24 protein-coding genes are annotated in these 25,651 nt (G+C 43.4%); 2 read left to right on the top strand and 22 right to left on the bottom strand.

Annotation, left to right across the window (positions count from 1 at the left end; genetic code table 11):
- Positions 1–420: 420 nt before the first annotated feature.
- The 4 genes from EAI95_RS05690 to EAI95_RS05705 all read right to left on the bottom strand — a co-directional run bounded on the left by EAI95_RS05690 (position 421) and on the right by EAI95_RS05705 (position 4,506).
- On the bottom strand, positions 421–768 hold the full coding sequence (locus tag EAI95_RS05690) for a VOC family protein (RefSeq protein WP_129822455.1): 348 nt from the start codon (positions 766–768) through the stop codon (positions 421–423).
- 109 nt (positions 769–877) lie between these two features.
- Entirely contained in the window at positions 878–2,653 is a 1,776-nt protein-coding gene (spxB, locus tag EAI95_RS05695; protein WP_129822456.1) for a pyruvate oxidase, read from the bottom strand.
- A 334-nt stretch (positions 2,654–2,987) separates the two neighbouring features.
- Positions 2,988–3,620: an SGNH/GDSL hydrolase family protein gene (locus EAI95_RS05700; RefSeq protein WP_129822457.1), complete on the bottom strand. Its 633-nt coding sequence runs from the start codon at positions 3,618–3,620 to the stop codon at positions 2,988–2,990.
- 52 nt (positions 3,621–3,672) lie between these two features.
- A complete protein-coding gene (locus EAI95_RS05705; RefSeq protein WP_129822458.1) occupies positions 3,673–4,506 on the bottom strand; it encodes an HAD family hydrolase in 834 nt (277 codons plus the stop codon).
- 247 nt (positions 4,507–4,753) lie between these two features.
- On the opposite strand from EAI95_RS05705, the gene EAI95_RS05710 reads away from it, so the two are divergent.
- Positions 4,754–5,629 carry an AraC family transcriptional regulator gene (locus tag EAI95_RS05710; protein WP_129822459.1) on the top strand — a complete coding sequence of 292 codons (876 nt, stop codon included), beginning with the start codon at positions 4,754–4,756 and terminating at the stop codon, positions 5,627–5,629.
- Between the two features lie 90 nt (positions 5,630–5,719).
- On the opposite strand, the gene EAI95_RS05715 is transcribed toward EAI95_RS05710, so the two are convergent.
- From EAI95_RS05715 to EAI95_RS05745, 6 genes are all read right to left on the bottom strand, one after another.
- The gene (locus EAI95_RS05715) at positions 5,720–7,402 is read right to left on the bottom strand and encodes a hypothetical protein (protein WP_129822460.1); all 1,683 of its coding nucleotides are present in this window, start codon (positions 7,400–7,402) and stop codon (positions 5,720–5,722) included.
- Positions 7,403–7,419: 17 nt separating this feature from the next.
- Positions 7,420–8,697: a CapA family protein gene (locus EAI95_RS05720; protein ID WP_238662900.1), complete on the bottom strand. Its 1,278-nt coding sequence runs from the start codon at positions 8,695–8,697 to the stop codon at positions 7,420–7,422.
- A gap of 348 nt (positions 8,698–9,045) precedes the next feature.
- Positions 9,046–9,246, bottom strand: a complete 201-nt coding sequence (locus EAI95_RS05725; RefSeq protein WP_129822461.1) for a hypothetical protein — start codon at positions 9,244–9,246, stop codon at positions 9,046–9,048.
- Between the two features lie 37 nt (positions 9,247–9,283).
- Positions 9,284–10,219, bottom strand: a complete 936-nt coding sequence (msrB, locus tag EAI95_RS05730; RefSeq protein ID WP_129822462.1) for a peptide-methionine (R)-S-oxide reductase MsrB — start codon at positions 10,217–10,219, stop codon at positions 9,284–9,286.
- A 283-nt stretch (positions 10,220–10,502) separates the two neighbouring features.
- Positions 10,503–10,859 carry a helicase BlpT gene (locus EAI95_RS05735; protein ID WP_129822463.1) on the bottom strand — a complete coding sequence of 119 codons (357 nt, stop codon included), beginning with the start codon at positions 10,857–10,859 and terminating at the stop codon, positions 10,503–10,505.
- A gap of 278 nt (positions 10,860–11,137) precedes the next feature.
- On the bottom strand, positions 11,138–12,073 hold the full coding sequence (locus EAI95_RS05745) for a dihydroorotate oxidase (RefSeq protein ID WP_061564332.1): 936 nt from the start codon (positions 12,071–12,073) through the stop codon (positions 11,138–11,140).
- 377 nt (positions 12,074–12,450) lie between these two features.
- On the opposite strand from EAI95_RS05745, the gene gdhA reads away from it, so the two are divergent.
- Positions 12,451–13,797: an NADP-specific glutamate dehydrogenase gene (gene gdhA / locus EAI95_RS05750; protein WP_129822464.1), complete on the top strand. Its 1,347-nt coding sequence runs from the start codon at positions 12,451–12,453 to the stop codon at positions 13,795–13,797.
- 94 nt (positions 13,798–13,891) lie between these two features.
- Here the strand turns inward: gdhA and dnaJ are convergent, their stop codons facing one another.
- From dnaJ to EAI95_RS05815, 12 genes are all read right to left on the bottom strand, one after another.
- Positions 13,892–15,037: a molecular chaperone DnaJ gene (gene dnaJ, locus EAI95_RS05755; RefSeq protein WP_129822465.1), complete on the bottom strand. Its 1,146-nt coding sequence runs from the start codon at positions 15,035–15,037 to the stop codon at positions 13,892–13,894.
- Between the two features lie 228 nt (positions 15,038–15,265).
- Complete coding sequence (locus EAI95_RS05760) at positions 15,266–15,643, bottom strand: hypothetical protein (protein WP_129822466.1); 378 nt, start codon at positions 15,641–15,643, stop codon at positions 15,266–15,268.
- Positions 15,644–15,656: 13 nt separating this feature from the next.
- Complete coding sequence (gene dnaK, locus EAI95_RS05765) at positions 15,657–17,480, bottom strand: molecular chaperone DnaK (RefSeq protein WP_129822467.1); 1,824 nt, start codon at positions 17,478–17,480, stop codon at positions 15,657–15,659.
- A gap of 242 nt (positions 17,481–17,722) precedes the next feature.
- Positions 17,723–18,247, bottom strand: a complete 525-nt coding sequence (grpE, locus tag EAI95_RS05770; protein WP_342770029.1) for a nucleotide exchange factor GrpE — start codon at positions 18,245–18,247, stop codon at positions 17,723–17,725.
- A 24-nt stretch (positions 18,248–18,271) separates the two neighbouring features.
- A complete protein-coding gene (hrcA, locus tag EAI95_RS05775) occupies positions 18,272–19,306 on the bottom strand; it encodes a heat-inducible transcriptional repressor HrcA (protein WP_003013962.1) in 1,035 nt (344 codons plus the stop codon).
- Between the two features lie 168 nt (positions 19,307–19,474).
- Positions 19,475–20,254: a M15 family metallopeptidase gene (locus EAI95_RS05780; RefSeq protein ID WP_324250408.1), complete on the bottom strand. Its 780-nt coding sequence runs from the start codon at positions 20,252–20,254 to the stop codon at positions 19,475–19,477.
- Positions 20,238–20,939 (bottom strand): histidine phosphatase family protein, encoded by a 702-nt coding sequence (locus EAI95_RS05785; RefSeq protein WP_129822469.1) that lies wholly within the window; start codon positions 20,937–20,939, stop codon positions 20,238–20,240. The genes EAI95_RS05780 and EAI95_RS05785 overlap by 17 nt, the downstream gene beginning before the upstream one ends.
- A 123-nt stretch (positions 20,940–21,062) precedes the next feature.
- A complete protein-coding gene (locus tag EAI95_RS05790) occupies positions 21,063–21,752 on the bottom strand; it encodes a histidine phosphatase family protein (protein WP_101770816.1) in 690 nt (229 codons plus the stop codon).
- Between the two features lie 81 nt (positions 21,753–21,833).
- Positions 21,834–23,171, bottom strand: a complete 1,338-nt coding sequence (locus tag EAI95_RS05795; protein ID WP_129822623.1) for a PFL family protein — start codon at positions 23,169–23,171, stop codon at positions 21,834–21,836.
- Positions 23,172–23,188: 17 nt separating this feature from the next.
- Entirely contained in the window at positions 23,189–23,455 is a 267-nt protein-coding gene (locus EAI95_RS05800) for an ACT domain-containing protein (protein ID WP_129822470.1), read from the bottom strand.
- 282 nt (positions 23,456–23,737) lie between these two features.
- Positions 23,738–24,859, bottom strand: a complete 1,122-nt coding sequence (locus EAI95_RS05810) for a VanZ family protein (RefSeq protein WP_129822471.1) — start codon at positions 24,857–24,859, stop codon at positions 23,738–23,740.
- Positions 24,860–24,996: 137 nt separating this feature from the next.
- Positions 24,997–25,593 (bottom strand): rhomboid family intramembrane serine protease, encoded by a 597-nt coding sequence (locus EAI95_RS05815; RefSeq protein WP_129822472.1) that lies wholly within the window; start codon positions 25,591–25,593, stop codon positions 24,997–24,999.
- Between the last annotated feature and the right edge of the window lie 58 nt (positions 25,594–25,651).

Genomic DNA, 25,651 nt, shown 5'->3' on the forward strand with positions numbered 1-25,651 from the left:
GTTAAATATAGAAAAATTTTATTCGTTAGAATTATTCAATCATCTACTGAAACTTTCCACCGTGAGAAAAGTGCTTGAAACACGATTGTTTCTAGCACTCGGGAGTTTTGAAACTTTAGGTTCAAAACTAATTGAACACGGGCTGCGGATTGTGTCAAAAAGATAAGCTTTCCTAGAATCAAAAGATTCTGCGTCAAACTTCCTATTTTGACTTTATCCGAAGACGCCCTTAGTATCTTGATTTAGTCATGGAACTTCCTGGATTGCTGAAATCATCCACTGGATAATTTCACCTAACGTCCGTACTCACCTAAGGAAAGTTTCAAAGAAGATTTTGTCTTTAATAAAAAAGACCGGATGGTTCCGGTTTTTTTAAGTTCCACTCCAAGAACGTTTTGAATTTTTTGATAATAGAATTACCTATTTCATACGATAAAAATCAATCACTAGACCAGCAGGGCCTTCAACGAGCAAGCTTTCGGTTCCCCAATCGGTTACAACTGGGCCGTTTAAAACCTGGATACCAAGATCTTTCAACCGTTTGTAGTTATGGTCTACATCCTCAACCTCGACATGAAGAATGATTCCTGACTGGAAATTTTCCAAAGGTATCAAATGGTTTTGGGATAACATGAGACAGTGACTGCCAATCGTGAACTGAGCAAAACTTTGGTCAACATAGTCCGCCTTTTTGTCCAAGATACGCTCCAAGCTAGCACAGACTTGGGGAACATTTGAAACGATAATATCTAATTGATTTAGATTCATTTACTATCCTCCATAAAAAGACCGGATTGCTCCGATCTTTTCAAGTTTATCTCCACAAAATCAAAGAAAATAATCTACAATATTTACATTTGATTTTCCACGTGAGGAATTATTTGATTGCGCGTGATTGCAACCCTTCTTCTTCCAAGAAGAGGCGGAATGGTACAAGCTCTTCTGCTTCGTATTTTTCCTTGAAGGCTTTGATTGCTTCTTCTGAGTGAAGCTTCGGATCCAACTCAAGTACTTCTACTGGAAGTGGACGATGTTGCGTGATGCGAGCATCGATAACAACAGTCTTACCTTCTTTGTTGAGTTTCACAGCTTCTGCAACAACTGCATCGATGTCTTCGATACGGTTTACAGTGAATCCTACAGCACCTTGAGCTTCAGCGATTTTAGCGTAGTCAGCGTTTGTGAAGTCTACACCAAACAAGTGTTTGTTTGTGTCTTCGTATTTGTTCTTGATGAAGGCATACTCATCATTTGAGAAGACTACGTTGATTACTGGAAGGTTGTATTGAACGTTTGTGATCACATCTGGGTAGCACATGTTGAAGGCTCCATCCCCCATGATGTTCCATACTTGGCGATCTGGATTGTCTTTCTTAGCTGCAATACCACCAGGAAGAGCAATACCCATTGTCGCAAAGAGTGGAGATGTACGCCACATGTTCTTAGGTGTCATGTGAAGGTGACGAGTTGATGTTTGAGTAGAGTTACCTACGTCGATTGAGTAGATTGCATCTTCATCAGCGTATTTGTTGATAGCGTTGTAAACTTGGTACAATTGAAGCGCACCCTCAGTTTTACCTTCGAGTTTGTTCATGTAATCACGCCAGTTTTGGTTGTTCTTCACGTTAGCACGCCACCATGGAGTAGACTCAACTGGGTTTACTTTATCAAGGATCGCTTTAGCTGCTTGACCTGCATCTCCAAGGATGGAAGCGTCAAGGGCATGGCGTTTACCAAGTTTGTAAGGGTCGATATCTACTTGGATGAATTTTTCAGTGTTCTTGAATGCTTCGTAAACTTCAGCAAATGGGAAGTTTGAACCAAGGAAAAGAACTGTGTCTGCTTCGAAAACCACTTCGTTGGCTGGTTTCCAACCAACACGGTAAGCAGATCCTGTCAAACCTTCGTAGTTCCATTCGAACGCTTCAAAGTTTTTACCAGTTGTGATGATTGGTGCTTTGATTTTACGTGACAATTCAGTAATCACTTCACCAGCTTTAACACCACCGTAACCAGCATAGATCACAGGGCGTTCCGCATTGTTCAAGATTTCAACAGCTTTATCGATTTCAACTTCGTTCAAAGCAGGAGCGATGAATGAACGCTCGTATGAACCTGATCCGTAGTATGAGTTTTCGTCGATTTCTTGGAAACCAAAGTTTACTGGAATTTCAACAACGGCTGGACCTTTTTTAGAAACGGCAGCACGGCAAGCTTCGTCAATAACTTTTGGTAATTGTTCTGCATAAGCTACACGTTTGTTGTAAACAGCAATACCGTTGTACATTGGGTTTTGGTTCAATTCTTGGAAAGCATCCATGTTCAATTCGTTGTTAGGACGTGATCCAAGAATGGCAAGGAATGGAGTGTTATCCATAGCTGCATCGTAAACACCGTTAATCAAGTGAGTCGCACCTGGACCACCTGAACCAACTGCAACACCGATAGATCCGCCAAATTTAGCCTGCATAACCGCTGCAAGGGCACCTGTTTCTTCGTGGCGAACTTGCAAGAAACGGATATCTTTGTCTTCAGCCAAAGCGTCCATGAGTGAGCTAAGTGTTCCTGATGGGATACCGTAGATCGTGTCTACGCCCCATGTTTTCAATACGTTGAGCATTGCTGCAGATGCAGTAATTTTCCCTTGAGTCATAAATATAACTCTCCTTCAATAAAAATAATTGTCAGTCTTTGAACTGAATTCGACAAAGAGTGAAAACGTTTCAAATAACTTTACTATATCAATTTATCACGTTTTATTGTCCTTGTATAAGAATATGCTCACCGAACGCCTGGAACTATTACATAACACAAAGCAAAAATCTGTTCTGTTTCCGCAAACTATTTTATAACAGAAGTCATAAACCGCATAAGGGCAAGGTTTTTGCTTGTTGTAGAATTAGTACAAAATAGAGTGTTCCCCCAAACTGTTTTATAGAAAGCATAAAAAATCCTAGCTGGAAAATCATTTTCCTTGCTAGGATGGGTTAGATTTCGCTTTGAAGAGCCTTACTCAAGACTCTGTATCCTTCGATGGTTAGATGAAGACCATCTGTTGTATAAGCCGGTTTGAGCTGACCATCCTCTCCAAGCAAATGGGCAAAAACATTGATAAATTCAACATTTATCATCCCTTGGGCCAATTCGTGGTAGGCCTGGTTCAAGGTCTGAATCTTCTGATTGGTCCGGATATAAACTGTCCCCTTGTAGGGCTCTCCCTCATTCACAGGAAGAACCGAAACGAGTTTGATTTGCGCCAAGGGCAAGAGTCGTACCATCTCCTGCAAGATGATGCTCATGTTATCAATGGTTTCCGACAGGGGCATTTCCTTTCCAATGTCATTAGTCCCGATCAGTAAAAAGACCTTGTCCACTGCTTGGCCGAAAATATGGGCATCTAGATGCTCTCTTAAGAGGTCTGTCTTGTAGCCTCTAATCCCCCGGTTCACCATATACTGATCCGTCAACAGCAACTCTTGAAGGGGATAGTATTCGACGATAGAGTCTCCTATAAAAAGAATATCGGGTTCCCTCAAAGGATTTTGATTCAGTTCTCGGTAATTCTTCTGTATTTTTGCCTGTTCTTTCAACAGCCAGGTCTCCAATAATTGTACAGCCATAAAGGCTCCTTTCGATTCGTATAGTAGAAACTGTGCAAGGTAGGATAGGCTCCTAGTCGAAGCTGAGCCTTCCATCCAAGTAAGCTTCGATGACTTCGTAGACCCCATGATTCTGATGAGAAGGCGCCCTAAAGCGGGCGGCTTGTCGCGCATGGGGATCCGCATTTTCCATTGCATAGGAATAGGTCGCTAACTCAAGCATCTCGACATCGTTTTGGCTATCTCCAAACGCCATCAAGTGTCCACCATCCACGTCCCAGCGTTCTTCTAAGAATTGAATAGCCGTAGCCTTATTGACCCCCGGTTGTAGAATATCAATAGCCCCATAGCCACTAGCTGCAGGAAGCAGGCGCTCTCCAAACTTTTCTCGTAACTCTTGCACAAAGGCTTCGACTTTTTCAGTCTCCGTGACGACACTTAGCTTCAAAACTTGCTGGCCATGTTCATGGGCCAAATCATCCACAAAGCGCATCCGTTTGTAAAAAGCAGCCGCTAACTCAGGCGTCATCAATTGCTCTAGAAGAGGAAACTCTGTTCCTTTCTTGGCGTAACCTCCCGATAAGCTACTAACGACCAGGTGGAGTTCTTCTTCTCGGCCTTCTAGATACTGCAAGACCTCCTGCACCAGCTCTTCCGGCCAGCTACACTCTCGGATGAGCTTTCCCTTCTCTAATATCCGTGCCCCATTGGCCATCACCAAGGTGACGCGATCTTTCAAGTCTCCCAATACATGAGCCATACGGCTATAGCCGTTCCCTGTCGCAATGACAAAGGGAATCCCTCTTTGGTCTAACTGATCCAAGATGCGGCTCAAGCGCTCATGGTCCACCTCTCCTTGCTCGTCCATCAGAGTGCCATCCATATCTGTCGCAATCATTTGTAGCATACCGCCACCTCTTTCCATCTTTCCCCTATTATACACCATTCCCTCATCATTTTGGAGCCTTCTCTCCCATAAATCACACCTCTCCTCCTTCCTTAAAATTTAAGAAATTCCACCGAATCCTCTTTAATTTTTGGTCCAATTTTATTATAATATAGATAGTAGATTTCCCTGTATGAGTAACTTGCAGACCCTTTCACACACCTGGTAAAAACGTCTGCTACTCCCGAAAAAGATCTAAGAGGTAGGCATGAACACAAAGACTTTATACCGCCAAACATCCTTTACCAATAGCGATTTCCCTTTTTCAATCAAACAGATTAGCACCCAAAATGGCCAGCCAGATATCTTATTTCACTGGCACACCGATATTGAGATTATTTATGTCAATGAAGGGACTGCTCAGTTCCATATCGACTATGAATATTTTAATAGTCAGCCTGGTGATATTATTTTGATCCGCCCCAATGCCCTTCACTCCATCCACCCCATCCAGAGTTCTTCTCATACTATGGATGTCCTGCATTTTAATCTGGACCTGATTGGGATTACCCATAAAAATATCGCCACTCTAAAATATTTACAACCCCTCTACAATGGGGATTTTGAATTTGTCCGACGCATTCAAGCCCAATCACCTGGTTACGAAGAAATCAAACAGAGCCTCTTAACCTGTATGGCAAACGGAAGAGAACAAGGCCCCTTCTATGAACTCCGACTTAAATCCCAGCTCAATGAACTCCTCTATCTCCTCTTCTCCCACAACTATATCGTCGAGAAGAAGTTCTCAACAGACGCTTACCGGAGAGAAGAAAAAATCCGTTTGGTCCTCGACCATATTTCGAACCATTACCAAGAGGAGCTCATGATCGAGCATTTGGCAGAGCTGTGCCATTTTAGCCCGACCCACTTCATGAATTTCTTTAAGAAACAATTAGGGCTCTCTTGCATGGAGTACATCATTCAATATCGACTGAAAAAAGCGGCCCATCTCCTCCAACATTCCGATCTGGCAATCATTGATATCGCGAGCCAATCTGGCTTCAACAACCTCTCAAACTTTAATCGCCAGTTCAAGAAATACTATCAGGTCACTCCAAGCCAATACCGAAAAGCTTGTCTTTAACCAATAGATCAAATAATAAAAGCACATAAAACAAGTGAAGTTTGCGTTTTATGTGCTTTTAATTTTTTACAACAGAAGGTCTGATAAAGCCTAGCAACCTTCCTCTTTATCACTCAACATTCTATTTAAAGACCATTTCCCTGTTTTTTCATATTGTACAATTAATTCTTGGGAAGTTCGAGTGATTTCCGAAGGGAAATGGAGGCTTTTTAATGTATTGACCGCATTCTTCGTTACTGCTGCTCCCTGCTTTATCTGATAATCAAAGACGATTTTCCCATCAACATAGCGACTGTCAAAATGATAATTATCATTTACTGCACCAGATGCCGCAACTAGCTCAATATCATGACTCGAAATCATATACAAGCAATCGTGTCTCGATAGCCAGCGGACAATCCCTAAGCCAGACCCAATTCGCTCAATGGTATTGGTTCCCTTAAAGAGTTCATCAATAAAGAAATAATGAAAACCAGACTTTTCCAGACTCTCAATCATTCGGAGAATCGTTTTGCTCTCTGTAATAAAATAACTATCTCCAACCTCGATATCATCGCTGACATCCATAGAGGTCATGACATGTCCATAAGAAAGCTCCAAACTGTCGCCATAGGCGAAGCCCAAACCCTGCGCTAAAATACAGTTAATGGCTACCATTTTCAAATAAGTGGATTTCCCGGAGGCATTATCCCCACTAATCACCATATTTCTTTCAAAACTAACATCATTAACAACCGGATCCGCTAGTAAAGGATGGTAGATCCCCTTTCCTTTAATCCCAGCTTCTTCCTTAAAATTGGGATGACAAACCAAATCAACATCACGCTTATGGCGTAGAAGGCTGATGGCTACTTCCAATTCCCCCAAAAGATTGATTGTTTCCTGAGCTTCTTTCTGATGAGTCCTCACTTGCTGGTAGATATAGATTTGGGCAATCTGCGGAATTAAGAAAAGAAAATTAAGGTAAATCAGGATAATTTCCATCTCGGAGCTTCCTGTTGGACTTTGTAAGATGCTGGAAATGACTTTCGTCTTCTTAAATGGTTGGATAGCCTGTTTGAGGTTTTCTTGTTTTGGTAGCACTAGACGGCTCAGCTTTTCCGCTGAAGCAAAGATACGAACCAGGTAACTAACTTGATCCAAGCGCATTTTATTCGACCAATTCCGAATGCTCGAAAAAATGATATTAAACGTCACACTCGCTATCAAGACTGACATGGCTTGAATTTTAAAAAACGGAAGAAAGAAAAGAGAGAGGACTGGCAAACACGCTAAAAAAAGATAGAGAGAAAGATAGATCCTCGAATCTTGCTTCCCTGGATTCGCCACAATACTTCTAGCCATATTGTGGTTCTTTTTTCCTAACTGGTTCATAACAACCTGAACCTTCAGACGAAGATCCGGGTGATGTTCAAAGAAATCTTCTAACTCCTGCAAAGATGCATCTGGTTGAAAGTTTATCAAACGCAGCTTCTGATACAAAGCCTCAGCACCTATACTAGACTGTGTATAGTTTAGCTGATCAAAGACTCTATGCATGTCTAAATCATGCCAAGTTTGACCATCTACTTGACTATCCGTTGGCTGGAGTGTAGATGCCAAAAGCATTGTTTCCACTAAACTCTCTTCACTATCATTTTTTATAAAAAAAGGTTTTCCCTCCCAAGCCTTGGCTAATTTTTTTCTCAGACGAATCGTTGCTATCCGATTTGTTAGAACCATAATGATGATCAGTCCAACAAATCCAATTGGTAACCATCCAAGTTTATCCATTTCTTAATCCGCCCTTCCTACTGCCAATTCAGATTCACATGTTCCTTCACTTCTTGATAGGCTGTATCAACACGCGCCTTTGTTTCATCATCCAATTGGTCCCGATACTTGCCTCCTTCAATCCAGTCCTCCAAGATATAGGTCTGGAAATGATAGAGTTCATAACCTTCAGGAGAATAACTGTCCTTTGGCGTCCGGCTGACCCAAGTAGGATGAGCTGTGGCTGTTTTGATCCGTGTCTTGCGCCCTACCTTCTCAATGGTGATATCCATCAGGACACCCCGTTCGGTCCATTGGGCATTGTCTATCCCTTCCATGGTTTCCATCCGCTGATTGGAAAGGAAATTCCCCATAGAATAAACGATCAATTTCTGTTGCCCATCCTTATCCACAATCTCAGCAGGCTGGACGACATGAGGATGACCACCCAAGACGATATCCGCTCCCCAAGAAATCATCTTATGGTATAGCTCCTTTTGTTCCTCTGTCGGTTCTAAATCATATTCATTCCCCATCTGAGGCATGACAATGGTCATGTCTGCTTCCATCTCAGCTTTTTGGATTTCTTGACGCATCCGCTCCTCATTGAGATCCGATAGACGGTTATCATAGTCCTCTTGTTCTAGATTATATTCCATCCCATTAAACCCGTAGGAGTAAGCCAAGATCGCAATCTTGATCCCATTTACCTCCTTGATCAGGATAGGGGCTTGATCCCGCGTCTCATGTGGGTAGACACCAACCGTTTGGATCCCCGCGTCTTCAAATGCCTTGGCAGTCGAAAACAGCCCTTCCAAGCCAGAATCGAGGATATGGTTATGTCCCAGATCCATCACCTGATAACCTGCCTCCTTAATCGAAGCAACTACCTCCCCAGGGGCATTGAAAATCGGATAGCCCGAAAGCCCATAATCCGAATTGATGGTCCCTTCAAAATCCCCCAAGACAAGATCCCCTTGCTTCAACCATTCCTGAGCATAGTGATAATTCTCAGAAAAATCATAGCTTCCATCTTCCTTGGCGGCGCTCATATAAATCAAGTCATGATAGAGTTGATCTCCATTTGCCATGATCCGAGCCGTATGCGGTAACTGATCCGGATGAATTTCTTCTTGCTTTTCAACGACTTCCGGCATTTCTAGCGCTGTAATGGGAAAACCATTCCATTTTTGAACCCACAAGACCAGATTTGCTGCCGCAAATACTGTAATCAGCAAACCATAGACAAACTGTTCGTTGGTCAGGCGAAAAGCGGTCACCTTTCCCAAGCCAATATCAAGCCAGTCGTTGAGCATCCTGAGGATATCTTTCCCAAGCTCGCTCCATCTCTTTAAGAGATCCTTCCAATTCTTCATCATCTTCTCTTCCTATTTCTCTTGCACTTGTCAAAGGCCTCTCCCTAGCATCTTGATGCTACCTTTTACATTCTCACACTTCTCTAACATTCCAACTTTCTCATCTCAGGTTTATACAATGAGCCACTAAACTCACATCAAACCTAGTATTCATTGAAATACTTTCTCTTCATTGTATCACAAATTTTAAGAAGAGAAAAAAGAGAGCAGGACAGAAGCGCCATTGTTTAGAAACGCTTCATCGTCCTGCTCCTGCACAGTTGATTAATTCATGTAAATGATCGTTCATCACTTCTTATCGTTTGATTTGGACAAGCTAATCGCAACCATGACAAGACTTAGGAAAAAGGCCGAAAGCAACCCTTTTGTCGTCCGATTCATAAAAGGTTGATGGAACACAAAATGATTATAGGCAGTAAATCCTAATCCAATCAGAGTTACCATAGCCGAAAGTGAAAAAATTGTTACCCACAAATTTCTATTTTTCATCATAAACTCCGTTTTTCGATCTAATAGAAAGGCCCTCTTATTTCAAAGCCTTTAACAAATATCCATAACCTTCTCGCTCCATTTCCTCTTTTGGAACAAAACGCAGAGAGGCCGAATTGATACAGTAGCGAAGGCCTCCTTGGTCTTTTGGTCCATCGGTGAAGACATGGCCGAGATGAGCATTACCCGAGCGGGAACGAACTTCAATCCGCTCCATCCCATGGCTTTGGTCCTGGTAATAGTGGACGACATCTTTGGCAATGGGACGAGAGAAACTTGGCCAGCCACAGCCAGAAGCAAACTTATCCTTTCCAAAGAAAAGAGGTTCCCCAGTCGTAATATCCACATAGATGCCCTCTTCAAAGGTCTGATCATAGACATTGTGGAAAGGGCGTTCCGTCGCGCTTTCTTGGGTGACTTGGTACTGCTCTGCTGTCAGTTTCGCTTTTAAGGTTTCTTGATCTGGCTTCTGATAGGCTGCCGGATCAATCAAGGGTTGGGCAGCATCCGTCACATCGATATGGCAATAACCCCCAGGATTCTTCTTGAGGTAGTCTTGGTGGTAGTCCTCAGCCAGGATGTAGTGACGCAAGGGCTCTAGCTCCACCGCGATCTTGCGGCCCAGTTGCTTCTCTTCTTCCGCAAACACTTGGGCAATCACCTCACAATCCGCCTCGTCTAGGTAATAGACACCGGTCCGATATTGGCGGCCTCGATCATTTCCCTGCTTGTTAACGGACAAGGGATCGATCACCCGGAAATAGTAGAGCAGAATTGCGCGTAAAGTGATCTTGTCTGGATCGTAGATAACTTGTACAGTCTCTGCATGATCCGTTTCTTTGATCAGTTGATAATTGGTCGTCTCTACCTGGCCATTGGCATAGCCCACCGTCGTTTGTTCTACACCGGGGATCCGAGAGAAATACTCCTCTAAGCCCCAAAAACAGCCACCTGCTAGATAAATCTCTGCCATCTTTTTTTCCTCGCTTCCTGCATTCCCTAAGAGGAACGCTTGACATCTATTAGCTTCATCATAATCCAAGAGTCTCAGATTTTCAAGGATTCTGCATCAAAAATCCCTTCTACTATACTAGTAAAAGGGATAAAGGCACTCCCACTTATTTTTCAAATAAGAAAAAGAGCGAGTAACCAAGATTCCGTAGAGACACTAAAAACTGATGGAAAAAATCATGCATGAGAGACATGTCCCACACCTCCTCTCAATCATCTGATGTTCCTAAACATCGTTACCAAGATTAAAGAACCACCGTCGGTCCGTAGACCTGTAACTGAGGCTTCACAACCTCGTAATGCCAGTGATCATAAGCTCGCCAAACTTGAAAGGTTTCTTTATTTAAACGCAACCCGCTCAGACCAATCAATAGACTAGCGGTCTGATAAAACTTTTCCAACTCCATCAACAGGCGATTGTCTATCCTTTGAGCCTTCAATAAAACTTTCAACATCTGATCTAGATTTTCTTTAAATCGAAGGGCATCTGGACTGGGGGTGCATCCTTTAGAAAAGGCTGTTTGAAGAAGGCTGACCGTCGTCCTCGCCTCTTGAATCACATCCCTTTCTCCCATCGAAATCACCTTCCTTTTCACCTCCATTGTACACCTTTTTCTCTCTATAAAAATGGGAAATCTCTAAAACTAGGAACAGAATGAGGCTGGGACAAAAGTCCTAGCCTCTCAATTGTTTCTAGATTGTCGAGCAAGACGCAGTGGTTGAGTGGACTCTACTACGCTGATTTCATCAGCTTTTACAGCCCTACTCAACTGTGCGGAGGTAGGACGACGAAATCGAATTCTAACGAATTACCGATTTCTGTCCCACTCTCATAAAAAACTTCCCCAAGTTTCCACTTGAGGAAGTTCTTCTCGAAAGATTAGTCAATGTAGTGCAATTTCCCACGGAAATCTTCTAGACTTTGGTAGCCTTTTTCTTCCATGATAGCTTTAAGCTCCGCAGTAATGCGTTCAAAAGCCCCCACTCCTTCTTTATGAAGCGTGGTTCCGATTTGTACCATACTAGCGCCACAAAGGATATGTTCAAAGGCATCGCGACCAGTCAAGACGCCCCCAGTCCCCACAATCTGAATTTCTGGATTTAACCGTTGGTAAAAGGCATGGACATTGGCCAGAGCCGTTGGTTTGATGTATTCGCCACCAATCCCACCAAAGCCGTTCTTAGGACGGATCACCACGGATTCATCCTCGATGTAAAGTCCATTACCGATTGAGTTGACACAGTTGACAAACTTGAGCGGATATTTGTTAAAGATCGCTGCAGCTTGGTCAAAATGAACGATATCAAAATAAGGTGGCAACTTGATGCCAAGAGGTTTGGTGAAATAGGCAAAGACCTCTGACAAGATCCGATCTGTCGTCTCAAAATCATAGGCGATCTGAGGTTTCCCTGGGACATTGGGGCAGGAAAGGTTCAATTCAGTCAAACCTTTAAAATCACTTTCTTGCACCTTTTTCAAGATGGTATGGGTTTCCTCAGGAGACATGCCGACAAGAGATAGGAAGAAAGTCCGATCGGGATCTGTTTCTTGCAACTCCAATAAGTAATTCAAATAATAGTCCAAGCCTTGGTTAGGTAGCCCCATCGAATTGATTGAGCCCAGTGGGACATCTTGGTAGCGTGGCTCTGGATTTCCAGAACGGAACTCCAATGTAGCTGTCTTGGTCACAAAGGTCCCAGCAGCCGAATTCTTCACTTCTTCTAATTCCTCAGTGGTCATACAGGCCACACCTGCCGCATTCATCAGGCAGTTGTCAAATTCAAAACCAGCAATTTGCGTCTTTGTCGATACCATCTTCTTCTCCTTGAAATGAATTCTTACAGCCATTATAGCACGAAAAGGAGGATTCATGACTAGAAAACTAAAAAAGGACAAGGATCGTCCGGAAATAGCAAGAAATTACTCAAGAAGGAGTGGATTTCCGCTCAAAGGAAAGCTAAAAATCGTATCATCATTTCAACCGGAGTAAGTCCAAGCTAGGTATCTTTTTTACCATCCTCCATCAGTTGTGAAAATTTTCAGAAAATTCAACTTTTTTCTTTACAAGTCAAAAAAAGTCTGCTATAATTATCGACGTAATAAAACATGACATTGCTCTCAGCAGTGCCTCCATATACCAGTAAGTTCGCTAACCTGCTGGAATTCGTTTCAATGAAAAAAGGAGAAACATGATGACAACTGCAAAAGAATATATCCAAAGCACTTTCGAAACCGTAAAAGCTCGCAACGGCCATGAAGCAGAATTCCTTCAAGCTGTTGAAGAGTTCCTCAGCACTTTGGAACCTGTATTTGAAAAACATCCAGAATACATCGAAGAAAATATTTTGGCTCGCATTACTGAGCCAGAACGCGTGATTAGCTTCCGTGTTCCTTGGGTTGACCGTGATGGAAAAGTTCAAGTTAACCGTGGTTACCGTGTTCAATTCAACTCAGCTGTTGGACCATATAAAGGCGGACTTCGTTTCCACCCAACAGTTAACCAAGGGATTTTGAAATTCCTCGGCTTCGAACAAATCTTTAAAAACGTTTTGACTGGACTTCCAATCGGTGGAGGTAAAGGTGGATCTGACTTCGATCCTAAAGGCAAGACTGACGCTGAAGTGATGCGCTTCTGCCAAAGCTTCATGACTGAATTGCAAAAACACATCGGTCCTTCTCTTGATGTCCCAGCTGGTGATATCGGGGTTGGTGGACGTGAGATTGGTTACCTTTACGGACAATACAAACGCCTTCGCCAATTTGATGCTGGTGTCTTGACTGGTAAACCTCTTGGTTTCGGTGGTAGCTTGATTCGTCCAGAAGCAACTGGGTATGGTTTGGTTTACTATACGGAGGAAATGCTCAAAGGCAATGGCGACAGCTTTGCTGGTAAGAAAGTCGTGATCTCAGGTTCTGGTAACGTTGCCCAATACGCTCTTCAAAAAGCAACTGAACTTGGTGCAACTGTTATCTCTGTATCTGACTCAAACGGTTACGTGATCGACGAAAACGGTATTGACTTTGACCTTCTGACAGACGTCAAAGAAAAACGTCGTGCTCGTTTGACTGAGTATGCTGCAGAAAAACCAACTGCTACTTACTACGAAGGATCTGTATGGACTTACGCTGGTAACTATGATATCGCTCTTCCATGTGCAACTCAAAACGAGATCAACGGTGAAGCAGCGAAACGCTTGGTTGCTCAAGGGGTAAAAGTTGTTTCTGAAGGAGCCAACATGCCTAGCGACCTTGATGCGATCAAAGTCTACAAAGAAAACGGCATCCTTTACGGACCTGCTAAAGCTGCCAATGCTGGTGGGGTTGCTGTATCTGCTCTTGAAATGAGCCAAAACAGCCTCCGCCTTTCATGGACACGTGAAGAAGTGGATGGACGCTTGAAAGACATCATGACCAACATCTTCAACACTGCTAAAACAACTGCAGAAACCTACGGTCTTGGTAAAGATTACCTTGCGGGTGCTAATATCGCAGCCTTTGAAAATGTCGCAAATGCGATGATTGCCCAAGGTCTTGTTTAATTTGATTCTTTTGCCACACCTCTGAAGCCTTTGGTTTCGGAGGTGTTTTTCTTGATAAAAAAAGAAGATTGGAAAAACCAAATCTTCTTTTATTTTATAAATCATCCAAGGCATCTTTAACCTTATCAAAGAAGCCTTTTTTCTTTGGGTTGACCTTCAAATCACTTGCTTCCGCAAATGCACGAAGGGCTTCTTTTTGCTTGTCATTTAGACCTGTTGGTGTCACCACATTAACAGATACATATTGATCTCCTACAGAGCCTCCACGCAAGCTTGGTGCTCCTTTACCGCGGAGGCGGAATTTCTTACCTGTCTGGGTTCCTTCAGGGATGACCAAGTCAACATCGCCGTGAACCGTTGGAACATGGACCGTATCCCCAAGAGCAGCCTGAACAACGTTCAAGTTCAATTTATAGTAGATGGTTGATCCATCACGCTCAAATTTGTCGCTCGGCTCAACGTTGACCACCACATAGAGATCTCCGTATGGCCCTCCATTAAATCCAGCTTCTCCTTGACCAGAGAGGCGGATTTGTTGACCTGTTTCAACCCCAGCAGGGATTTTCACATTGACACTGTGGGCTTGCTTCTCGTGACCAGTCCCATGACAGGTTGTACAAGGATCTTTAATTTCTTTACCGCGTCCATGACAGACATCACAGGTGATTTGACGGCGCATCATCCCAAGTGGGGTTTGCGTATCCACATTGATAACCCCAGAACCATGACAGCGTCCACAAGTTACTGGACTTGTTCCTGGCTTAGCACCAGTTCCATCACACGTCCGACAGCTGGCTTCCCGATGGTACTTCACTTCCTTCTCAGTTCCAAAGATGGCTTCTTCAAACTTGAGGTTTACGCGGTACTGAAGATCATCTCCCTGACGTGGAGCATTAGGATTGCGGCTTGCACCGCCACCTCCAAAGAAGCTAGAGAAGATATCTTCAAAGCCACCAAAGCCACTGCCATCAAAACCACCGAAGCCACCAGCTCCGCCACCGAAGCCGCCAAAACCACCATTGGCCCCTGCAGCACCGTATTGGTCATAAGCTGCCCGTTTTTGTTCGTCGCTCAAAGTCTCATAAGCTTCTTGAACTTCCTTGTACTTTTCCTCAGCACCAGGCTCCTTGTTGATATCTGGGTGATATTTTTTAGATAATTTCCGATAGGCTTTCTTAATCTCATCTTGAGATGCATTCTTTGAAACGCCCAAACGGTCATAAAATTCAGTATTGTTCATACAAGATACTAAGAGCGAACAGAAAGCGACTGAAATTTAGGAAACCGACAAGAAATCCTGATTTCTTAGGCGGTTTATCTAATTTCCAAGCTTTCCGCTCGGGTTCAATTCCCCGAACACTCTTTGTTCCTTTCCATTGTTATTGTGAAACAAACCCTACATCAATCAGGTTTATTCCCTTTTTACCGAAAAACAGAGGCTGGGTTGCAACCTCTGGATTTCTGGCTTTTAATCAACTAATCCTGATAACATCTTATCTAGTTCATCAGCAAGATTCAATTCTGATAAGTTTAAATACAAATTTACTAATCTAGGAAGTTCTTGACGTTCTACATCAATCCTATTTACACCATTTTCGTTAACAAAAATGTTCATTTTACCATACTCATTATCTAAACCAATGCGAAATCCAAGTCCGTCAACTTTGGTAGTATTCATAGAGAAATTTCCAACATACCAATAAGAACCATAGTATTCCTCCACCAAACAAGCTGCTGCAATTAACTCTTCTAGGCCTTGCTCATAAAAATATTGATTAATACGGACTGTAATAGATTGCTCATCAATAGGATTTCTTTTAAGCGCTTCAATTGTTTCTTTTAACATTGTATATCCTTTCTTACTTCTCAGTAAACTCTCCGTCTACGACGTCATCGCCTGCGTTTCCTGTTGCTTGTGCGCCTTCTGCTCCTGCTTGAGCTTGTTGCGCTGCTGCGGCTTGTTCGTAGAGTTTAACCGCAAGTCCTTGAGCTTTTTCGTTCAAGGCTTCAAGTTTTGCTTTCATTTCGTCCAAGTTATTGTCTTCTTGGGCTTTCTTAAGCTCATCAAGGGCAGCTTGTGCGGCATCGCGTTCTGCATCGAAGCCTTTACCTTCAGTTTCTTTGATTGTCTTTTCAGTCGCAAAGATAGCTTGGTCTACTTCGTTACGAAGGTCTACTTCTTCTTTACGTTTCTTATCTGCTTCAGCGTTTGCTTCTGCATCTTTCATCATGCGGTCGATTTCTTCATCTGTCAAACCTGAGTTTGATTGGATAACAATTGTTTGTTCTTTTTGAGTTCCAAGATCTTTCGCTTTAACAGATACGATACCGTTTTTATCAATGTCGAATGTTACTTCGATTTGTGGGATACCACGAGGTGCAGCTGGGATATCTGTCAATTGGAAGCGTCCAAGAGTCTTGTTATCTGCTGCCATTGGGCGTTCACCTTGAAGAACGTGGATATCAACGGCTGGTTGGTTGTCTGCTGCAGTTGAGAAGACTTGTGACTTAGATGTTGGAATAGTAGTGTTGCGGTCGATCAATTTTGTGAAGACTCCACCCATTGTTTCGATACCAAGTGACAATGGAGTTACGTCAAGAAGGACAACGTCTTTGACGTCACCAGTGATCACACCACCTTGGATCGCAGCACCCATGGCAACTACTTCGTCAGGGTTCACTGATTTGTTTGGTTCTTTACCAGTTTCAGCCTTAACAGCTTCTACAACGGCTGGGATACGAGTTGAACCACCAACAAGGATGACTTCGTCGATTTCTGACAAGCTCAAGCATGCATCAGAAAGAGCTTGACGAACTGGAACTTTAGTACGTTCTACAAGGTCACGAGTCAAATCGTCAAATTTGGCACGAGTCAAAGTCATTTCCAAGTGAAGAGGTCCAGCTTCACCAGCAGTGATGAATGGCAAGCTGATTTGTGTTGAAGTTACACCAGAAAGGTCTTTCTTCGCTTTTTCAGCTGCATCTTTCAAACGTTGAAGGGCCATCTTGTCTGTTGACAAGTCAATGCCGTTTTCTTTCTTGAATTCTGCTACCAAGTGGTCGATGATTTTTTGGTCAAAGTCGTCACCACCGAGTTTGTTATCCCCTGCAGTTGCCAATACATCGAAGACACCGTCACCCAATTCAAGGATAGATACGTCGAATGTACCACCACCAAGGTCGAATACCAAGATTTTTTCTTCTTTGTCAGTCTTGTCCAAACCGTAAGCAAGGGCTGCTGCAGTTGGTTCGTTGACGATACGTTCTACTTCAAGACCAGCGATTTTACCAGCGTCTTTTGTTGCTTGACGTTGAGCATCGTTAAAGTAAGCTGGAACTGTGATAACAGCCTTCGTTACTTTTTCACCAAGGTATTCTTCAGCATAACCTTTCAAGTATTGAAGAATCATAGCTGAGATTTCTTGTGGTGTGTATTCCTTACCGTTGGCAGAAACTTTTTCAGAAGTCCCCATCTTAGATTTGATAGAAATCACTGTATCTGGGTTTGTGACTGCTTGACGTTTTGCAGCGTCACCAACAATGATTTCACCGTTTTTGAATGACACTACAGATGGAGTTGTGCGGTTTCCTTCTGGGTTTGCGATGATTTTTGATTCAGTTCCTTCAAGAACTGCTACTGCTGAGTTTGTTGTACCTAAGTCAATACCGATAATTTTAGACATGTGTTTTTCTCCTTAAATTTTATATTCTATTTTTCTTTTTGATACTCTTCTTAGGTGGCGGCGCCGTCAGAGCTTGACCTTCGTCAATCTCTTTGACTAAACTTTGAGCCTAAGGTCTCAAAGTTTGCGCAAATAGCGCCACGGCGAAGAGTATCGCCAATGGTTCGCTTCGCTCACTAGTGCAAAGCTGAATAATTTTTTATCTTTCTTTCATAGTTTAGTGTCGTTTCGGACAAGGTAGCCTAGTTATATACTACTACCATAGCCGGTCTTAAGATGCGGTCATGGAGTTTGTAGCCTTTTTGGAAGACTTGTGCGATGGTGTCTGCTGGATGTTCGTCATCTGCAGGCAAGGTTTGGATGGCCATGTGGTAGTTATGGTCAAAGGCTCCATCTGCTGGAATTTCTTCGATACCTTCTTCTTTTAAGGCATGTACCAAACTTTCTTGGACCATTTCTAGTCCTTTTTTGACATCATCTGTCAACCCTTCAACGGCAAGGGCACGTTCGAGGTTGTCCAGTGATGGTAAGATCGCTTTTGCCAAATCTTGGCTACGGTATTTTTGTAATTGTTGACGTTCTTCATTGGCACGGCGCTGAATGTTTTGCATTTCTGCATGAGCACGAAGGTATTTGTTTTCAAATTCTTCGGCACGCGCTTGTACTTCTTCTAATTCAGAAGGTTGGTTGCTTTCCTCTACAACTTCTTCAGTTGTTTGGGCAACTTCCTCTTCTTTCACGTCTTCTTTTTTGATATCTTCTGTCAAGGCATACACCCCTTTCATTTGGTCTTAATTTACTTCATAATGGTTGCTATTGAGGTAACGGTAGTAATCCGTTAACTTCATGACCAGCACTCGGCCGATGACATTGACCAAGCTAATCACACGCCTGTAATCCATCTCTACGGGACCAATCACATGCATGAGGGCCATCCCACGATAAGGAACTAAGAACTTGTGACTAATCACCGTCACATTTTTCAAGGCCTTCTCTTGGGATTCAGCAACCAGGATCTGGGTCATTTGGTCCTCTGGCATTCCCCCTCGCAACTCGAGAGCTACGTGTTGGGGATTATCTAAGAACTGATAGGTTTGAAGGTCAGCGTAGGTTAAGGATGAAACCTTTCCTTCAACAAAAACCAATTCTTGAAACAGTTGCGAGAAGACGTAATCAAACAGATCCAAGACATTGTCTGTCGTCTTGAAATAGCGCTGTACAATCTGTGGAATCTCCGTCCGCAAGCGGTAGTGGATATCCAAGACCGTATTTCCAATGAAACGTTCTTGAACCAGCTGATGGAAAATTTCCAAATCACTGGTTAAGAAATTCTTTGGAATGGCGAATTGTACAGTGACAGGCTTTGATTCATCCAAGGTCAGAACCGCTAAAGCATCGTGATTGGATAAGGGAACAATCTCAAAACCAGTCAAGCGCTGCCGCGTCGGCTCAACATCCTGAATGACTGCGGTGTAGCCCGTCATCTGGGCTAGTAACTTAGCCGTAGCATCCAAGATATCGTCTAACTTAAAGGCTTCGAAATCGAAGGCTTTTACCACCTGGTAGACATCTTGCTCATCAATCAACTCTAGATCCAGCGAGTTCTGAACAAAATATTGAAAACCAGCTCGGCTGGGCATTCGACCACTCGAAGTGTGGGCTTTTTCTAGTAAACCTTGCTTTTCGAGGGCAGCCATATCATTTCGGATAGTAGCACTACTAGATTGAATGACATCTTGCAGTGCTTTTGAACCGACTGGTTCGCGGGTCTTGGTAAAGATATCGACGACAAGATTTAGAATCTCATTTTGACGTTCTGTAACCATGACCTCACCTCTCTTTCGTATTTAGCACTCTAAACACTCAAGTGCTAAACCATGATTCTATTATACACCCTCTCAAAAGAAAGTCAAGAAAAAAATCCAAAAAATTAGCACTCTTTTCCCAAGAGTGCTAAAAATCATTCTGAAGACCTAGAAAAAGAGAATCTCCTCCTATTTTCCAGCCTTTTTCAATAGTTGAATATATTCTTCCAATACTAGCTGATGGTTGGCCATATACTGGGCATTTTCTACGCCAACATAACGGAAATGCCAATTCTCAAAATTCACACCTGTGATGTTGCTCTTCCCATCTGGGTAACGAAGGACAAAGCCATATTGTGGTGCGATGGCAGCCAGCTGCAAACCCAACTCATCACTTTGACCAGCTTCGACACTCATATCGATCGCAAGCCCCGTCTGGTGTTCACTAGCACCAGGGACCTGTACCTGGGTCTGCACCTGCTTTTCAGCTTCTTCGTGTGAAAGACCACTGGCCTCTAATTGCGCAACACGCTCATTATAGAGCTCTGTTTGTTCCGCCACGCTTCGATAACCCGATATCAAGGTTTCTTCTGGAGCAATTTTTCGAGCCGCCTCTAGAAATTGACGAGTTGGCTCTACAATCCGACTATCCACTTTGATAGCATCCACATCTGTCAATTGTGGATTCAACTCTGGCTTCACATTGTCACGATTGACCAAGATCAACTGCCAGTCTTTTGTCGAAACAGCTGGTAAATCTGATTTTTCTTTCTTTTTCTTAGAAGAAGAGGGAGTCGTTACAGCTGTTTTTTTAGCCTTCCAAAACTGAAGCCCTGAAAACAAGCTTGGTTTCGCTAAGTAAACACCAATCCCTGATCCAAGGACCACAAGAAGAAAGAAACTCAATAGGTAAGGCCACCATTTCTTACGTTTTTTTCTTGCGCGTCTATACTTATTCGTCATGACCATCCTCTAGGAGTTTTGCTCCAACCTTACGATAAGATAGATCCCCAATCTTTTCAATATGAAAGGCGCCATCTTCATAAGACAAAACCGTTACGCTTCCGTTGTCCAAAACCAATTCGTCGACAGCCTTAGGATCGATGAGATAAATCAAGGTCGTAATGGTCATGCCATGGCTGACTACAATAGCATTGCCACCACCAGCTGCTTCGATCTCTTTTGCGACGGCTTCAAATCCTTCTTTGATCCGACTACTCAAGGTTCCCCAGGATTCAGCCCAACCAGTGGTATCCACCTCGACGATTCCTTCTGCTAACTCCATCAGACTCAACTGATGGAAATCATCGACCTTAAAGACACGGGGTAAGACCCCCATGAAGAGATCGCCATCATAAGCACCGTCAAAGCTACCAAAACACCACTCACGAATGCGTTTATCATAGCGATAAGGAATCTGACCTGTCAAACCAAGCTCTTGAAGAACAATTCCCATGGTTTGAATAGTTCGACCAGAATCACTCGAAACAGCCTCTTTAAAAGAAAGACCTGCTTCCTTAAGGCCAAGCCCTAATTCTCTAATCCCACGCTCTCCTGCTTCTGTCAGCGGAGTGTCTGACCAGCCCTGTGCTCGCCCAATGGTATTAAACATGGTTTTTCCATGACGAGCAATATATAATCTGGTTTTTGTCATTCTATTACCTCCGTATGTATCTCTTTCATTATATCATTTTTTGCAAAAAGAAAGTAGGAAAGCTCTTACAAGTTTTGAGAGAAAGAAAAGGCCATGACCAAAGGGTCAGCCTTTCAGGATGGACTAGGATTCTTGCAAGCTTTCACCTACCTCACGGTAACTGCTATCTCCAACCCCCTTAACCGTCAATTTTCCATCTTCATATTCTACAAGGGTAACACTACCGTTTGAAAGAGGCAGATTGAGATTTGGTTTTCCTTCGATCAAGCAGACCAAGGTCTGAATGGTCCAACTATGGCTGACCACCAAGGCATTGCCTCCACCATTTTCTTCTACTTCTTTGGCGATGGCTTCAAAACCTTCTAGGATTCGGCTTTTCAAAACTTCCCAAGGTTCAGCCCAATTCGCTGTGTCCACTTGGCAAATGCCATTGGCCAAGTCTTCCAAGGTCAAGGTCTTATAATCCTCTACATCTAGCACGCGCGGCACGACACCGTGAAAGAGCTCCCCAACGTATGCCCCATCAAAGCTACCAAAACACCACTCGCGGATCCGTTTGTCAAAGCGATAAGGAATCTGGTCTTTCAAGCCCAATTCATCGAGAATGATCCCCATGGTCTGAATGGCACGGCCTGAATCACTGGAATAAGCTCGAGTAAACTCCAAACCAGACTCACGCAAGCCGATTCCCAGAGCCTGAATCCCTCGTTCTCCTTCTGCTGTCAAGGGTGTATCGGACCAACCTTGAGCACGGTCAATGGTATTAAACATGGTTCTCCCATGACGAATCACAAATAATCTTGTTTTAGCCATCTTGTCTCCTTTTGCAAGAAATAAGTCTGGAGTTTTATCATCACAGACTTTTCTATTTTCTACTATTATACTAGATTTCTCTTAGTTTTTAAAGCTATGAACCGGAGCTGGAATTTGACCACCACGGGCAATGAAATCAGCTGACGAAGCCTTGTTGACCTTCATTACCGGAGCAGACCCAAGAAGTCCACCAAGCTCTAACATATCGCCTTCCTTGCCATAAGGAATGATCCGAACGGCTGTTGTCTTTTGGTTGATGACCCCGATAGCTGCTTCATCGGCGATCATGGCCGCAATGGTTGTATCTGGAGTATCAGCTGGGATGGCAATCATATCTAGACCGACTGAGCAGATAGCTGTCATGGCTTCCAATTTTTCCAAGTTGATATGACCGGATTGAACCGCCGCAATCATCCCCTCATCTTCTGAGACCGGAATGAAGGCACCTGACAAACCACCGACTTGATTACAAGCCATGATGCCACCTTTTTTCACTTGGTCATTGAGCAGAGCGAGCGCTGCAGTAGTTCCATGGGTTCCTACTACTTCAAGCCCCATAGCCTCAAGGACACGGGCAACCGAATCCCCAACAGCTGGCGTTGGTGCGAGAGACAAGTCCACAATCCCAAACTCAACACCGAGACGTTCACTAGCCATTTGACCGACTAATTGACCGACACGGGTAATCTTGAAGGCTGTCTTCTTAACTGTTTCCGCCAATACATCAAAGCTTGCACCTGGAACTTTTTCAATCGCCCGTTGGACGACACCAGGACCTGAAACCCCAACGTTAATGACAACATCCGCTTCACCGACACCATGGAAGGCACCCGCCATAAAAGGATTATCTTCTACTGCATTGGCAAAGACTACGAGCTTACCTGGCCCCATTGGATCTGCTTGGGAAGCTTCTTTAATGATGCGCCCCATGTCTCGGACAGCGGTCATATTGATCCCTGTCTTAGTCGATCCAATATTGACTGAAGAGCAGACAAAATCTGTCTCCGCAAGAGCACGAGGAATGGAATTAATGAGGATTTCATCCCCTTTTTGGTAACCCTTTTGAACAAGAGCTGAGAAGCCACCGATAAAGTTAACCCCAACTTCCTTCGCCGCACGATCCAGCGCCTTGGCAAAGGGTACATAGTCTGTCGCATTGGTTGCTGCTCCGATAATGGAAATTGGAGTGACCGAAACCCGCTTGTTCACAATTGGAATACCGAGTTCCGTCGCGATCTCATCCCCAACAGCCACCAAGTCCTTGGCCTTTGTCACAATCTTATTGTAGACTTTTTCCGCTGCCTTTTCGATATCTGGATCGATACAATCTAGAAGGGAGATCCCCATGGTGATAGTCCGAACATCGAAGTTCTGCTCCTCAATCATGGCAATGGTTTCTGTTACCTGTCTAATGTCCATCATTCTCAACCCCTATCTTACAAATTGTGCATGGCATCAAAAATCGCTGCGCTTTGAATATTGATTTTCACATGCAGAGACTGACCGAATTCTTCCAACTCTGAACGAAGCTGTGTGAAATCTTTTTTCTCATCCGATGATACGACTGCCATCATGGTGAAGTACTCATCCAATACTGTTTGAGAGATATCATCAATATTAAGTCCCAATTCTGCTATTTTCGTTGCGACACCCGCTACGATTCCTTTTTGATCTTTTCCAACGACTGTAATAATTGCTTTCATTTCACTGCTCCATTCTATCTATTTGCTTCCATTGTAGCACATTCCCCTTAAAATCGCCCTTCTCAACTGGGAACGTTAGGATATTTTTACGTGTATAAAAAATAGAGAGGCTGGGACAAAAGTCCTAGCCTCTTTATTGTTTTTGGATTGTCGAGCAAGACGCAGTGGTTGAGTGGGCTCTACTACGCTAATTTCATCAGCTTTTACAGCCCTACTCAACTGTGCGGAGGTGAGACGACGAAATCGAATTCTAACGAATTACCGATTTCTGTCCCACTCTCTCTATTTTGACGATTCGGTTTCATCTTTTAGGATACCTTCCTTCACGCGCACTGTACTCTCATACTCGGCTCCAGCTAGACGGTCAAAGGGAAAGCGACGACTGAGCAAGATGATGGCAAGGCTGAGGATCAGGTACAATAAGAGCACAAAGAAAAGCAATAAAATCACAGATAGAGTCAAAAGGGAATTGTCCGTCAAATCCTGATTCAAAAGCGAGATCAAATAGAACAACCCTTGGGGAATCCAGTAGAAATAGCCTACCACTAGGATTCCTCGCCAGATGGTACGAAGCCATTTTTGCTTGTCAAAACGCAAGCGGAATTTTACCAAAGCCATTCCCAATGTTTTGCCCCGCCACAAGGGAAGCAAACTAAAGTAAAGCACCAAAACCGCTACATAGGGAATCATCTCTAAACGCTCGATTACCGCATAAAGCAAGGATAGCATCACAAAGTCAATCAAGAAAGCAAGACCCATCCGGAAACCAGATACTTTCGTCCCTACTCGGAAAGAATGCTCGTCAATCTCATCTCGTGTTGGCAATAACCAAACCAGGAACCAACCAAGCAAGTAGCCCACTCCACCACCAGTGGTATTTTGAATAATATCATCGACATCTGCTAGGCGGTAAGGGCCCGGATACAGAAAGTAGAGACCTGATAACTGGGTCAGCTCCAAAAAGAGACTAAAGAGGGCTGTTAGGAGAATCGTTTTCTTAAAACCACACTTGAAATAATAACGTAGATACATCCCAAAAGGAATCAACATTAGGACATTAAAAGCTGGTACATAAAAAGTTGGATGCTTGATAGCCTGAAGCCAAGTACCAGTCTGCGCTAGATCAAAGGGGCTCTCCTTGAAAAAATCCACCACAAAAGCAAAGGGATGGAGATTGACCATTTCCGAGTAGCTAGTATGGATCTTACTCGGATCTGGCAGAGGCAAGACTACCAAGAGATAGACCGTCATCAAGTAAAGCATAAAAGAATAGAAAATCAGCACCCGCAATTTATTGACCGAGCCATATTTTCGATAATTCAAAATCATGTAGGGCAAGGTCAGCAAAAAGGCCAGGAAAGGAAAGAGCTGAACAGCTGTTTTGATTGTAGAAATGTATCCCATTGTGTCTCCCATTTACCGTTATAAAAACACCCTTTGCACAATGACAAAAGGTGATTTTTTCATTGATATAGAGTATTATATGGCCTGGTAGAGGAAGAGTCAAGGAAACAGGATGAAAACCTAGCTCAATAGTCGGCTTAATTGCTACCTCTCCCCTTCAAGCTTTTACTTCCGATAAAGACCAATAGATAACTCGCAATCCCTGAAAGATGCAATAGCGTTGAGATCCATCCGGTGATTACTGGTAAGAGCATGAGGCTAGATAGAAAAATCAAGAATAGATAAAGCCATTTTACGGTGCGCGAAAATTCTTTCCACACGTTTGGCAGGAGCATAATCCCTCCGGTCACAAAGGCATAGCCGACGGCAGAGATCCCTGTTGCCTGAATGTCCTGCCCGCGTGTTAAGAAGTGAAAAACGATGGAAGAGAGGACTGTAGCCGTCACAAAAACGATCAGGACTTGTATGGAGCCTCTTTTTCTTTCTAGCAGTCCACCGAAGGGAAGGATCATGAGTCCGTTTAAAATCAAATGGACCCATAAAAACCAGACAGGGGCTCCTTTACTGCCATGCATCAGGGTCCCACTGACATATTGCCAACCATACACCGGTTTTGAATGAAAAGCCAATAGGTCATACATAACATCCCCGTAAAAGGAAGTCAATAGACCTAGCAACAAACAGATTAGAGCTATCGTACTGATAACAGGGTAGGTTTTTATCATCGTTTTCATTTTAAAACTTCTTTTCTATAAATAAATCAATTGTCTCACCTTGAGTATACTTTCATTA

Source organism: Streptococcus sp. bf_0095, from assembly GCF_004166885.1.
Taxonomy (GTDB): domain Bacteria; phylum Bacillota; class Bacilli; order Lactobacillales; family Streptococcaceae; genus Streptococcus.